The 13,654-nt window shown below is 66.4% G+C and carries 7 protein-coding genes; 3 read left to right on the forward strand and 4 right to left on the reverse strand.

The features are described from left to right. The first annotated feature begins 79 nt into the window (after positions 1-79). Genes HHL26_RS00220 through HHL26_RS00230 form a run of 3 tightly spaced genes read left to right on the forward strand, consistent with a single transcriptional unit; the run spans position 80 to position 3,860 of the window. On the forward strand, positions 80-469 hold the full coding sequence (locus HHL26_RS00220; RefSeq protein WP_169575624.1) for a DUF779 domain-containing protein: 390 nt from the start codon (positions 80-82) through the stop codon (positions 467-469). Positions 470-510: 41 nt separating this feature from the next. Continuing rightward, positions 511-1,668, forward strand: a complete 1,158-nt coding sequence (locus HHL26_RS00225) for an FIST N-terminal domain-containing protein (protein WP_169575625.1) — start codon at positions 511-513, stop codon at positions 1,666-1,668. Further along, positions 1,665-3,860: a NahK/ErcS family hybrid sensor histidine kinase/response regulator gene (locus HHL26_RS00230; protein WP_169575626.1), complete on the forward strand. Its 2,196-nt coding sequence runs from the start codon at positions 1,665-1,667 to the stop codon at positions 3,858-3,860. Before HHL26_RS00225 ends, HHL26_RS00230 begins: the two co-directional genes overlap by 4 nt. A gap of 54 nt (positions 3,861-3,914) precedes the next feature. Here HHL26_RS00230 and HHL26_RS00235 read toward each other — a convergent pair whose 3' ends face one another. The 4 genes from HHL26_RS00235 to HHL26_RS24445 form a co-directional block, all read right to left on the reverse strand. Further along, positions 3,915-4,070 carry a hypothetical protein gene (locus HHL26_RS00235; RefSeq protein WP_169575627.1) on the reverse strand — a complete coding sequence of 52 codons (156 nt, stop codon included), beginning with the start codon at positions 4,068-4,070 and terminating at the stop codon, positions 3,915-3,917. Positions 4,071-4,191: 121 nt separating this feature from the next. Beyond that, positions 4,192-6,414 (reverse strand): catalase/peroxidase HPI, encoded by a 2,223-nt coding sequence (gene katG, locus HHL26_RS00240; protein ID WP_169575628.1) that lies wholly within the window; start codon positions 6,412-6,414, stop codon positions 4,192-4,194. Between the two features lie 164 nt (positions 6,415-6,578). Then, the gene (locus HHL26_RS00245) at positions 6,579-7,043 is read right to left on the reverse strand and encodes a YbaK/EbsC family protein (RefSeq protein WP_066564000.1); all 465 of its coding nucleotides are present in this window, start codon (positions 7,041-7,043) and stop codon (positions 6,579-6,581) included. A 439-nt stretch (positions 7,044-7,482) separates the two neighbouring features. Further along, positions 7,483-13,647 carry an Ig-like domain-containing protein gene (locus tag HHL26_RS24445; RefSeq protein ID WP_169575629.1) on the reverse strand — a complete coding sequence of 2,055 codons (6,165 nt, stop codon included), beginning with the start codon at positions 13,645-13,647 and terminating at the stop codon, positions 7,483-7,485. Positions 13,648-13,654 lie beyond the last annotated feature (7 nt).

Raw genomic sequence — 13,654 nt, forward strand, 5'->3', positions numbered from 1 at the left:
TTTCGGCGGGCGCCTGGGAACGGGCGCCCGTTTTTTGTTTATCCTTCTCCCTCAAGGGAAAGGGGTAGGAGTGAACCCTATGAACCTTCCACCCCGCATCCTTGCCACGTTAGAAGCCGAAGCCTTGATCGCCCGGCTGACCGCGCGCCACGGCCCCTTGATGTTCCATCAGTCCGGCGGTTGTTGCGATGGCTCCGCGCCGATGTGCTTCCCCCGTGGCGAGTTCAAGGTCGGAGGGCAGGACGTGCTGCTGGGCCATGTCGCGGGCGATATCCCGGTGTGGATTGGCGCGGCGCAGTTCGAATATTGGCGCCATACCCAGGTCACGATCGACGTCGTGCCGGGGCGCGGCGCGGGCATGTCGCTGGAAAGTCCGGAGGGGATGCGCTTCATCGTCCGCTCGCGGGTGTTTACCGACGAGGAGGTGGAAGCGCTCGCCGCAGCGGGCGAACCTTTGCGCGGCGGCTGATTACGCATAGATAAGAACAGGAGAATCTGCGGGAGAGGAACATGACGGTGCTGGCATCGGAAATCGCCTTTGCGTCGAGCCATGCGGGCGATCCGGCCAAGGCCATGGCGGACGTGGCCGGGCAATTGGGAGGCGAGCCGCTGGCCGGGATGCTGCTTTTCTGCTCGCATCGCTTCGACCGGGAGGCGTTGGCCCGAGCGGTCAACCGGCAGAAGGAGAATATGGGGGGCGATGGCGTGGTGGCGATTGGCTGCACCAGTTCCGGAGAGCTCACCGAAAATGGCTATGATGAGGACAGTTTGAGCGTCATCGGCTTTCCCGCTTCCGCCTTTCACATGAGTTCGCTTTGCTTCGACGATATCGAGAATTTCAACCCCGCCGCCGCGCGCCAGGCGGTGCGCAGCCTTGCCGCCCGCGCCGAACGGGAAAGCCGCCATCTGGGCGACAGGGTCAATCACGTCGCCTTGTTCCTGGTCGACGGTCTGTCGCACCGGGAGGAATTGCTGACCATGACGATCCAGGATGCGCTGGGCGACATCGCGCTGATCGGCGGATCGTCGGGCGATGGCATGGCGTTCCGCGAAACGGCGATTTTCGACGGAGGCCGCTTTCAGCCGCGAGCGGCGGTGGTGGCGATCCTGTCGACGCCGCGCCCCATTCATGTGTTCAAGGCCCAGCATTACCGGCCGAGCGAGGCGAAGATGGTCGTCACCGGCGCCATCCCGCAGGACCGGATCGTGACCGAGATCAATGCGGAACCCGCCGCGCAGGAATATCTGAGGCTCGCGGGCCATGCGGGCGAGGCGCTGGGCGTCGCCTTTTATGCCGCGCATCCGCTGATGGTGCGGGCGGGAGGCGATTATCATGTGCGGTCGATCCAGAGTGCGAACCCCGACGGCAGCCTCACCTTCTACTGTGCCATCGATGAGGGGATCGTGATGACGGTGGGCGAGCCGGTGGACAGGATTGCGGGCATGGAGGCGCTGTTTGCGGATATCGCCGCGCATGTCGGGCAGGTCGACCGGATCATCGCCTTCGATTGCGTGCTCAACCGCATCGATGCCGAACAGCGGCAGATCAGCCGGGACGTGTCGGCGCTTTACGGGCGGCATCGGGTGATCGGCTTCAACACCTATGGCGAGCAATATCATGCGCTGCACGTCAACCAGACCTTCAGTGGATTAGCCATCGGGCGATGAGCGACGCAGCCCTCTTTTCCGCCGAAATCGAGGCGCTCAGGCATGAGAACCGCAAGCTGCGTAAGATCAACGCGGCGCTGATTGATCGCGTCGAACGATCGAGCGACATGGCAGGTAACGCCTTTTCGATGTTCGAGACGGCGATTTCCCTCGAAGCCATGGTGCGCGAGCGGACGGTGCAGCTCGAAGACGCGCTGGCCAAGTTGGCGGAGGCTAATGCTGATCTCGCTTCTGCTCATGCGCTGGCGGACGCGGCGCGGATGCGGCTGCGCGATGCGATCGACTCCATCAACGAGGGCTTCGTCCTGTTCGACGCGGAGGACCGGCTGGTCCTCTATAATGAGGCCTATCTGGGTTTCTGGCCCGAGATTGCGGATCACATCCGCGAGGGCATGGCCTTTGACGAGATCGCCAAGCTCGCCGCCGCCCATCATCGCCCGGTCGGGCAGGACCGATGGGTGTCGGATCGTCTTGCGCGGCATAGCGTGGCGGAGGGCGGGCATGTGCAGGCGCTGTCCGATGGGCGCTGGGTGCAGATCAACGAACTGCGCACCAGCGAGGGCGGCATCGTCGGCATTTATACCGACATAACCGAGGTGAAGGCGGAGGATGCTCGCGACCGGGCGCGGGAACTGGCCGAGCGCAACATCGTGCTCCAGGCGACGCTCGATAACCTTTCCGAAGGCGTGTGCCTGTTCGATGCGGAGGGGCGGCTGGCGGCGTGGAACGAGGCGTTGCAACGTCTGCTGGGATTGCCGGAGGATTGGGCGCAGGGACGGGGCACCCATGAGGCGCTGCTGGATTGGTGCCGGGGCACGCTGGGCATGGACGACAAAGGCTGCCTCGACCGGGGTGGGGCGCGCTATCGCAGCGAACTGGTGCAGGCGGGCGAACGGCGCTTCGAGATACGCAGCAACGCCATGGAACGCGGGGGGCAGGTGATCGGCTTCACCGACGTCACTGACATGTTGCGCGCCCAGGCGGCGCTGCGCGAGACGGCGGAGACGCTGGAGCGGCGCGTGGCGGAGCGCACGTCCGAACTGGAGGCGGAGGTGGCCGAGCGGCGCCAGATCGAGGCGCAGTTGATGGACGCGAAAACGGCGGCGGAAAAGGCCAATCTGTCCAAGACCAGCTTCCTGGCCGCCGCCAGCCATGACCTGTTGCAGCCTTTGAACGCGGCGCGGCTGTTCGTCGCGGCGCTGGGCGACCGGCGGCTGGCGCTGCCGACGCGGGCGCTGGTCAACCAGACCTCCACCGCGCTGGATTCGGTGGAGGATTTGCTGGAGGCGCTGCTGGAGATCAGCCGCCTCGATGCGGGCGCGATCCAGCCGGAGATCAGCGATTTCCGCATCGACCGGCTGCTCGGCACGCTGCGGACGGAATTCGCGCCGATGGCCCGCTCATCGGGCCTGACGCTGACGGTGGAGACGGAGCAGGTCTGGGTCCGGTCCGACATCCGCCTGCTGCGTCGCATCCTCCAGAATTTCCTGTCCAACGCGCTGCGTTATACCCAGCGCGGATCGGTGCGCGTCATCTGCGCGCCTGGGCCGGAAGGCATTCGTCTGAGCGTCACCGACAGCGGCCCCGGCATCCCCTTCGACAAGCAGCAACTGATTTTCGAGGAATTCCGCCGACTCGATAGCCGGACGGCGGGCAAGGGGCTGGGCCTCGCCATCGTCCGCCGCGCGAGCGACATGCTGCGCCATGAAGTGACGCTGGAATCAGTGCCGGGGCAGGGCGCGACCTTTTCCATCCGCGTGCCGCCGGGCGAGGCGGTGGTGGAAGAGGGGGAGGGGGGCAGCCTGCCGCGCAGCGATCGGTCGATGCGCGGCCTCAAGGTGCTGGTGATCGACAATGAGCGGGCGATCCAGACCGGCATGTCCACCCTGCTGGGCGGCTGGGGCTGCACGGTGACGACGGCGGCGGGTTTCGATGAGGCGGTGGCCACCTTCGCCGGGGACGAGGCGCCCGACGTCATCCTGGTCGACTATCATCTGAACGACGGCGAGACGGGCGATACCGTGATCGAGCGGCTGCACGGCCATTTCGCGCGGGTGGTGCCGTCGGTGATGATCTCCGCCGACCGGGGCGAGGAATTGAAGGCGAAGCTGGACGGTTGGGGCATTCCCCTGCTGGGCAAGCCGGTCAAGCCTGCCCAATTGCGCGCGCTGCTGCGGACGATGTTGAAATAGGATGTGCGGGGGTTGGCAACAGTTGAATCCTCCCCACGCGTAGCGCAGGAAGGGTTAGGAAGGGGCCAGATGCCGCCGTTCCATTTCGTCCAGCACGGCCTGTTCGAACCCGGTCGGATGTTTCGGATCACCGATCTTGCGGCGGATCGCGACGAGCTGTTCGTCCGTCAGATTGGCCGCTTCGGCAGCGTCTTTCAGATGATCATGCACAGCGAATCTCCCGCATCACTGCGGGCGGCAGTGTCGCATGAAAGTTACGCAAGCTCAATTAAGCGGAAAGTTCTAGTCCGATTGGCAAAGGCCGCCCCCGAAGGAGCGGCCTTCCCAACCATCAGGCCGCCAGGTCGAAGCGGTCGGCGTCCATCACCTTGGTCCAGGCCGCGACGAAGTCCTTCACGAACTTGCCGCCCGCATCGGCGGAGGCGTAGACCTCCGACAAGGCGCGGAGCTGCGAATTCGACCCGAAGACCAGATCGACCCGCGTGCCGGTCCATTTCTGCTGGTTGGTATCGCGGCAGGTGCCGGTGAACAGATCCTTCTGCCCCTCCACTTCCTTCCACGCCGTGCCCATGTCGAGCAGGTTGACGAAGAAGTCGTTGCTGAGCGTCCCCGGCCTGTCGGTGAACACGCCATGCTGCGACCCGCCATGATTGGCGCCCAGCACGCGCAGGCCGCCGACCAGCACCGTCATTTCCGGCGCGCTCAGCGTCAGCAATTGGGCGCGGTCGAGCAGCAGTTCTTCGACCGGAACGTTGAACGGTACGGGCAGATAGTTGCGGAAGCCGTCGACTTTCGGCTCCAGCGGCTCGAAATTCTGCACGTCCGTCTGTGCCTGCGACGCGTCGGTGCGGCCCGGAGTGAAGGGCACCTCGATGCTGCGCCCGCCGTCCTTCGCCGCCTTTTCGATCGCCGCCGATCCGGCCAGCACGATGAGGTCGGCCAGCGAAATCTTCTTCGCCCCCGCGTCGTCGAACTCGGCCTTGATCTTCTCCAGCGCACCCAGCACCCGGCCAAGCTGCTCGGGCTGGTTCACGTCCCAGTCCTTTTGCGGGGCAAGGCGGATGCGCCCGCCATTGGCGCCGCCGCGATGGTCCGACCCGCGATAGGTCGAGGCCGACGCCCATGCGGTCGTCACCAGCTCCGCGACGCCAAGGCCGGACGCCAGTATCTTCTGCTTGAGCGAGGCGATGTCCGCCGCATCGACCAGAGGATGGTCGACCGCGGGAATCGGATCCTGCCAGATCAGGTCTTCGGCAGGGACTTCGGGGCCGAGATAGCGCGCCTTCGGCCCCATGTCGCGATGGCACAGCTTGAACCAGGCGCGGGCGAAGGCATCCTCGAACGCCGCCGGATCGTTGCGGAACCGCTCGGAGATCTTGCGATATTCCGGGTCCATCTTGAACGCCATGTCGGCCGTCGTCATCATCGTCGGCACACGCCTGTCGGGGCTGTGCGCGCCCGGCGCCATGTCCTCCGGCTTCTGGTTCACCGGCTGCCACTGCTGGGCGCCCGCCGGGCTCCTGACGAGTTCATATTCATAGTCGAGCAGCATGTGGAAGAAGCTGTGGTCCCAGGTCCGGGGCGTCGGCGTCCACGCGCCTTCGATGCCGCTGGTGATGGTGTGATCGCCCACGCCGCTTTCATAGCCGCTCTGCCAGCCCAGCCCCTGCTGCGCGATGTCGGCGCCCTCCGGTTCTCTGCCGATCTTCGATGCGTCGCCCGCGCCATGGGCCTTGCCGAAAGTATGGCCGCCCGCCGTCAGCGCGACGGTCTCCTCATCGTTCATGCCCATGCGCAGGAAGGTTTCGCGAATGTCCCGCGCCGATTGCAGCGGATCGGGATTGCCGCCCGGCCCTTCCGGATTGACGTAGATGAGGCCCATCTGGATAGCGGCGAGCGGGCTTTCCAGCACCATGTTCCTGTCGGGCTGGATGCGGGTCTGGTTGCCGGGTTGGTTGACCCAAAGCTCCTCCGTGCCCCAATAGACGTCCTTTTCCGGCTCGAACACGTCGGCGCGGCCGCCGCCGAAGCCGAAGACCGGGCCGCCCATCGACTCGATGGCGACATTGCCCGCCAGGATCATCAAATCCGCCCAGCTCAGCGCCTGGCCATATTTCTGCTTCACCGGCCAGAGCAGCCGGCGCGCCTTGTCCAGATTGGCATTGTCCGGCCAGCTATTGAGTGGCGCGAAGCGCTGCGAGCCGGAAGAGGCGCCGCCGCGCCCGTCGCCGGTGCGGTAGGTGCCCGCCGAGTGCCAGGCCATGCGGATGAAGAAGGGGCCATAATGGCCATAATCCGCCGGCCACCAGGGCTGGCTGTCGGTCATCAGCGCCGTCAGGTCTTTCTTCACCGCGTCGTAATCGAGCGATTTGAACGCCGCCGCATAGTCGAAATCGTCGCCCAGCGGATTGCCCGACAGGCCGTTCTGCTGAAGGATGTCGAGCGAGAGCTGATTGGGCCACCAGTCGCGATTGGTGCGTCCCAGCAGGGATCGCAGCGCGGCCGGTTCCTTCATCGGGCAGGCCAGCGGATCATTGCTCGTCTTTGCGTCCATTGCACGATTCCTTTCAGCTTCTCCGGGACCGGGATTCTAGGCCATGCCCGGCGAGGGGGGAACATGGCAGGCCATGTTATTTTTCCGATAACAGTGTGGAATTTATTGCATGAGAGGAACGCCCGATCCTCCCCACGCTCGGCGGGGGAGGATCAGGAAGCAAACTAAATACTGAACGCGAAATGCCCGGCGCCCTTTTGCAGCCGCCGCCAATTTTCCGCATTCATATGCACCAGCGTGTGATGATCGCCGCCCTCGAACCAGACATCCTGATCCATCAGCATGTCGTCGTCGATGATCGTCTTCAATCCGAAGGCCGCGCCCACCGGCGGGATCGCGCCCAGCTCGCAGTCCGGGAACAGAGCCGCCGCCGTATGCTCCTCCGCCAGCGCCACGTCGCGCGCCAGCCATTGCTGCAGGAAGTTGAAGCTCACATGCTTGGAGGAGGGCAGCACCGCCAGCATATATTCGTCGCCCGCCTGCACCAGCACGGCTTTGGCGACCTGTCTTCCGGGGACATGCGCCGCCTGCGCCGCCCGGGCCATTTCGGTGGCCGGCTCATGCGGCCATTCGTCGAATCGCGTGCCGCAGCGGTCCAGATAGCCGCGCAATCTTTGGGAAATCGCCATGACATCCTCCATCGGCCTACGCCTGAAGACATGGTCAGCCGGGCGTCAGGCGCGGTGCCGGAAAAGGATGCCGGCACTGGGGCGGGCGGCGGGTCTGGCCAATGCCATCCAATGGACAAGGAATAGCAGATTTAGCGCCGATAACCAATCGTCATGGGGCCAGGCCGATGCGCGGGCGAAGGCGTTCGTCAATGCCTCCAAAGGGGCATCGGCCCTTGCCCTGAATCGCTGGCGGATCAGCATGTTGCGCAGATGCCGGGCGCGGGCCGCCGGGTTAGGATGGCGCCGCCGCTGACCGTTCGGGGAGGCGGCGGCATCGCGCCATCCCCCCATGGCGCGATTTCCGGGTCCGGCTGCCCCGACCATTTGCCCATGACGGTTACAGCCGGACCCAATATGCGCCAGCCCGCAGCGCCGGGACGCTGCGGGCCGGTCCCGGTCAGGCGAAGGATGCCTGGGTGATCGCGGCCGCATCCACATTGGCCAGCCGCGCCAATATGTCGCCGCTGCCGCCGTCGATGATCAGGCTTTCGCTGCTGCCGCCGCCATTGGCCGTGGGGTCACCCTGCACGATCTGGAGGCTGGCGAAGGTCACGCTGTCGGGCAGCCGCAGATGATCGACCCCGGCCTGGAAATCGGTGATCAGGTCGGCCGCCGACAGCGTCTGGCCATGGGGCGCTTCCAGGATGAACAGGTCGGCTCCGGCCCCGCCGGTCAGCGTGTCGGTGCCCGCGCCGCCGTCCAGCAGGTCATTGCCGTCCAGCCCGTTCAGCACGTCATTGCCGACATCGCCCAGCAACAGGTCGTTCCCCGCCGTGCCGGTCAGGTGCAGGTCGGCGCTGATCGCCACGCCATTGGCGTCGAAGGTCTGGACGAACACGCCTTTGGGCACGTCCACCGGCTCCCGCACGCTGATCGTGCCGGTGATGGTGGACCCGGCGGTGAGGCCGCCGACGATCAGGATCGCCTGATAGTCATGCCCCGCCAACTGGTCGAGCAGCGCCTGCGGCACATGATAGAGGCCGCTGGCGTCCGCCGTCAGCCCGCTGATGTTGATCGCGCCCGTGGGCAGGGTGGTCGCATTGGCGATGCCGCTCAGGTCGATCGATGTCGCGCCGTTGGGCGTCACCTGCAGCAACAGCGTGGTCGGCGTACCGGCGATGGAGTCGATGTGGAACGTCTCGGCATGACCGGCGCCGGTCGCGATGACCCCGAAGCCGCCCGGCCCGACCTGAAGGCTGCTCGCCACATCATGCAGCCCTGCCGTGGGGTCATAGCGCTGATCCTCCAGCGCATAGGCATAGACGGTCGCATTCTGCCCGGTGGTGAGGCCGCTGACCGTCAGCGTCAGGCGGTTGTCCAGCGCGAACTGGTCGAGGATCGCCTGATCGATCTGGACGGTGCCGTCCACAACGGTCAGGGCGATCGTCTTCGACAATCCGTCATTGCCCTGGCCCACCAGCGCGAAGCTGGCATTGGCGGGGGCCGACCCGACATAGAGATCGACCGGCTGCCCGACGATCGCGGTGCTGGCGAGCTGGGGCGTGAAGATGATCTGGCGTCCGACCTCCTCGGGTTCCAGCACATAGCTGAGCGCATAGCCGCCATTGTCGAGCGCCTGAAGGTCGAAGGAAACGGCATCGCCGTCGGCGTCGCTAAGCTGCGACGCGATGCCCTGCAGATGCACGACGCCGCCCGATTTGCTGCCGTCGGCGGCGAAGCGCTGCACCGCCAAGCCATCGGCCTGATCGTCGCCATCGACATCGACCACCCAACTGACGGCAAAGCCCCCGCCGGTCAGGGGCGTGACGCGCAGCGGATTATCCTCGTCATCGCCCGAAATCCGGCTGTCCGGACCGTCCAGCCGCTGGCCGGTATCGACCCCGGCCACGCCATTGGCGTCGAAGGTCTGGACGAACAGCCCCTCGGGCAGCAGATGCGGCGTGCGCGCGCTGACCGTGCCGGTGATGGTGGAACCGGCGGTCAGGCCCGCGACATTCAGCGACGCCTGATAATCATGCCCCGCCAACTGATCGAGCAACGCCTGCGGCACGGCATAATTGCCGCCTGCATCCGCCGCCATATTGGTGATGACGATGATGCCGCTGGCCAGCCGGGTCGCGTTGGCGATGCCCGTCAGGTCGATGAAGGCGCCGCCGCTGGGCGTCAGCAGCAAGGTGACGCCGCTCGCCGGGCCGGAACTGCTGTCGATATGGAAGGCTTCGGCATTGCTGGCCGGCAGCACGATCGTGCCCACGCCGTTTCCTGCGACCTGCCGGCTGACGCTGACCTGTTGCAGCACCGCCGCCGGATCATATTGCTGCACTTCCTCGGCATAGATGCTGGCGCTGACGGTTTGCCCGCTCGTCAGGCCAGAGACCGTCAGCGACAGGCGATGGTCGATGGAAAATTGATCGAGGATCGCCTGCGTGATCGCGATCTCTCCGTCGACGACAGTCACCGCCACCGACTTGGCCAGCCCGTCCATGCCAAGGCCGGTCAGGGCGAAGCTGGCGTTGGCGGGCGCGTTGCTCAGATAGATGTTCGTGGGCTCACCGATGATCGGCACGCCGGTCAGCGACGGGCTGAAGGTCACGGACTGCCCCACCTCCGGCCGGGCCAGCGAATAGGCCAGCACATAGCCGCCATCGTCCAGCGCCTGCAGGTCGAAGGCGACATCCTCATCCGCGGCATAGTCGATCAATTGCTGCGCGATGCCTTGCAACAGCACGACGCCGCCGACCTTGCTGCCGTCGGCGGCGAAGCGCTGCACCGCAAAGCCGTCGCCCTGATCGTCATGATCGGCGTCGACCACCCAGTTGACGACGAAGCCGCCGCCCGACAGCGGCGTGACGCGCACGCCATTATCCTCATCATCGCTGTAGAAGCGCGATTCCGCGCCATCCAGCCGCGCGCTTTCGTTGACCGACTGGCCCTGCGCGTCGAAGGTCTGGACGAACACGCCTTCGGGCACGGCAACCGGCTCGCGCACGTCGATCGTGCCGGTGATGGTGGACCCGTTGGTCAGCCCACCGACGATCAATATCGCCTGATAATCATGGCCGGCGAGCTGATCGAGCAGCGCCTGCGGCACATGATAGATGCCGTTCGCATCGGCGGTGAGGTTGTTGATCTGGATCGCGCCATTGGGCAATTGGGTGGCGCCGGTCATGCCGCTCAGGTCGATCAGCGATCCGCCATTGGGCGTGATCTGCATGTTGACGAAGGTTGGCGTGCCGACGACGGCGTCGATATGGAAGCCTTCGGGATGGCCCGTGGGCGTGGCGAGCACGCCGACGCTGTTGGTCACCGCGCGGCTGACGCTGATCTGCTCCAGCGCCGCCGCCGGATCATAATGCCAATCCTCCAGCGCATTGATGAAGACATTGGCGGTCTGCCCGGTGGTGAGGCCGCCGACCGTCAGGGTCAGGCGGTTGTCGATCGCGAACTGGTCGAGCATCGCCTGCGTGACCTCTACGCGTCCATTGACCGGGGTCAGCGTGACCGTCCTGGCCTGTCCGTCCGTGCCCAGCCCGGCCAGCGCGAAAACCGCGTTGGCGGGGGCCGCCTGGATGAAGATATCGGTCGGCACGCCGACAAGGATGGTCCCGGTCGATTGCGGGTTGAAAGCCGCCGGCCGGCCCACATCCTCCAGTGCCAGCGAATAGGTCAGCGCATAGCCGCCATTGGCCAGCGCCTGCACGTCGAAGGCCTGTTCGTCACTTTCGCCGTCGATCAGTTGCTGGGAAATCCCCCGCAACAGGATGATGCCGCCATCCTTGCTGCCGTCGGCGGCGAAGCGCTGGATGGCGAGGCCATCGACATCGCCGTCGCCATTGGTATCGACCGTCCAGTTGACCGCAAAGCCGCCGCCCGGCAGCGCGGTCAGGCGCAGCGCATTTTCCTCGTCATCGGCTTCGATGCGGGCGCCGACGCCGTCGATCCGCGTGCTCGGGTCGACGATGGTTTCCGTCGTGTAGAAATAATGGCCGGTCGGGGAGGGCGCGCTGCTGTTGCCCGCCGCATCGGTCGCCACCGCCGAATAGCGCACCGTGCCTTCGCCCAGTTGCGCGATCTCCGCAGCGGACAGCGCCACGGAAAAGGCCGTGCCCGTCACCACCGCCTGCTTGACCAGCGTCTGCGCGCCGTTGGTGAGGGTCAGCGTCACATTGCTCCCCGCCTCGACCGTGCCGGTGATGCTGGTGCCGTTTGCCGCTTCGCCGCCGGTCAGCAGCGGTCCTTCCGTTGCCGCCAGCGTAGTTGGCGCTGCGGGGGGCGTGGTGTCGAGCGTCACCGCGGCAGGCAGAGACACAGCGCCCGCGAGGCCAGCCGCCGATACGAAGCCCGCCGTGATCGACTTGGCGCCGTCCGCGCCCAGATCGCTCGCCGCCAGCGCAATGCTGACGGTGCCGCTGGCAATGTCTCCGGCGCTGAGAGTAACCGCCTTGACCTCCGTGCCGCCGATCATCAGGCGCAGCGTATCGCCCGCCGCCACGCCGCTGCCGGAGCCGAGGCCTACCGACACGACTACGCCGTCCGCCGCTTCCGCCGCCGAAATGCGCGCGCCGTCGTCCACCATCGGCCGGTCGGGCGCGCCCAGGGCGCCTGCCGTCGGCGTGGTGGGCACGATCACCTGCACCTGGGTCGAGGCGTCGTCGATCTTCTCCGCCAGCGCTGCGCCCTGATAGGCGGTGCTGTTGAGAGCAGCGCCGCCGCCGACCGCCGTGCTCACTTCGCCCGCCAAAGTTTCCTGCGCCACGATTTGCGAAGTGGCGACCGCCGTCAGCGTGTCGACCGCGCTGCTGCCGCTGGCCTGCGCGATGCTGAGATTGACGCTCGCGAGCGAACTGCTGATCGCGGCGGCCTGCGCTGTGATGCCGGTCCCGCTTGCCGCCGCGACGGCCTGCACGATCTGGCCGATGGCCGCGCTGCTCGTCAGGTCGACGCTGCCGCCTGCGACCTGGCCTGCAATGGCGGTGACGGCGGCGTCCAGTCCCGCCTGCGCGCCGCTGCCCGCCGCCTCGCTGGCGCTGGCCATGACCGACAGGATGTTGGCGACCTGGATCGCGGCCTTCTGCACCGCCACCGCATTGGCGAGCGCGGCGGCATCGGTCGATCCTGCCACCACGGCGATCGGATCATAGCTGCCAAGGTTCAGCGCGGCGTCCAGGCCCAGCGCCGCCTTTACCTGCGCTTCGGCATTGGCGATCTGCGTGGCATTCGCACCCGCTCCCGCCAGCGCGGCAACGATGGTGGTCAGCGGCGTGACGACGCTCGACCCGTCCGGCGCGCTCAATTGGCCGGTAAAGGCGATGCCGGTCGAAATATCGCGCGACAAATTGGTGCCGTCACCCGCGATCAGCGGCGTCAGCACGATCTGGCCGGTGCCGAACAGGCCGCTGAAATTGCCCTGTGCGTCGGTCGTGGTGTAATATTCGGCGGTGAACAGGCCGTCGCCATTGGCGTCGACAAAGGCCTCGCCCGCGTCGCGTACCCCATTATTGTTGCCGTCGGTGAAGCTCTCATGGTCCCAGACGCCGTCGCCATCGGCATCGCGGAACACCAGCGCGTTTGCGATATAGCCGTCGATGGCCGAGCCGCTCGCGCCCGGATCGAAAGCGACGTTCAGCGAAGCCGCGCCCGACGCATTGCCCGCCACATCGGTAAAGGCACCGCCCACGACCGAGATGGTGACCGCGCCCGTGGGCGTCAGCGTCGCCGTATAGGCATTGGCGTTGCTGGGGGAAACGGCGAGATTGCTCAGTGTTCCGCCCGAAACGCTGATGTCGCTCGCGTCGAACCCGGCGGGCGTTTCGCTGAAGCTGAAGGTCAGCGTCGCCGTCTGCCCCGCCACCAAGGCGGCAGGTACGGCACTGATCGCCACCGCCGGTGCGGTCGTATCGACCGTGATCACCAGAGCGGAGGACGCTGTCCCCACATTCCCCGCCGCATCGGTCGCCGTCGCGGTGACGCTGTGCGCCCCTTCGCCCAGCGACACATCGATGCTGAACGCGCCGCCGCTGCCCGCAGTCGCTGTGCCGAGCACCGTGCTGCCGTCCCGCAGCGTCACCGTGGCCCCGGCCTCCGCCGTGCCGGTGATGGTGAGCGCGCTGGTCTGTTTGGTGATCCGGTCGCTGCTGGAGCTGCCGCTATCGTCCGCCGCCGCCAGCGCCAGGCCGGTTGGCGCGACAGGCGCGGTCGTGTCCTTGGCCTTGCCGCCGCCGCCCGCCGCAGCGGCAATGCCGCCGACCGCCGCCAGACCGCCCAGCACGCCGAAGATCAGCCCGTTGCCGCCGCCTGCGCCTTCACTGGCTGCAGGAGCGGAAGGCGCTGCCTCCGCCGGAGCCGCCGCAGCATCCTGCGCCGCGCCCGCCGCCTCGCTGATCCCGTTCCCGGCCTCGGCAAAGGCGGCATCGGGCACCTGCACCGTCACTTCGCCGCCGTGCCGCACATAATGGGCGCCGTCGACCGCCTTGCCAGTGGCTTCATCGATGATGGCAACAAGGGCGTCCTTGTCCGCGGCCAGCACATTCGCGCCCTTGCCCAGGGCGATCGTGCGGACCAGCTTTCCGCCCTTGGTCGAAATCTTCGCTACGATCTTCATTGCGGAA

This window comes from Sphingobium sp. TB-6 (assembly GCF_012927365.1).
Taxonomy (GTDB): domain Bacteria; phylum Pseudomonadota; class Alphaproteobacteria; order Sphingomonadales; family Sphingomonadaceae; genus Sphingobium.

Coding starts and splice junctions, on each gene's coding strand:
- HHL26_RS00230 (WP_169575626.1), top strand. CDS start 1,665: ATGAGCGACGCAGCCCTCTTTTCCGCCGAAATCGAGGCGCTCAGGCAT.
- HHL26_RS24445 (WP_169575629.1), bottom strand. CDS start 13,647: ATGAAGATCGTAGCGAAGATTTCGACCAAGGGCGGAAAGCTGGTCCGC.
- katG (WP_169575628.1), bottom strand. CDS start 6,414: ATGGACGCAAAGACGAGCAATGATCCGCTGGCCTGCCCGATGAAGGAA.
- HHL26_RS00245 (WP_066564000.1), bottom strand. CDS start 7,043: ATGGCGATTTCCCAAAGATTGCGCGGCTATCTGGACCGCTGCGGCACG.
- HHL26_RS00225 (WP_169575625.1), top strand. CDS start 511: ATGACGGTGCTGGCATCGGAAATCGCCTTTGCGTCGAGCCATGCGGGC.
- HHL26_RS00220 (WP_169575624.1), top strand. CDS start 80: ATGAACCTTCCACCCCGCATCCTTGCCACGTTAGAAGCCGAAGCCTTG.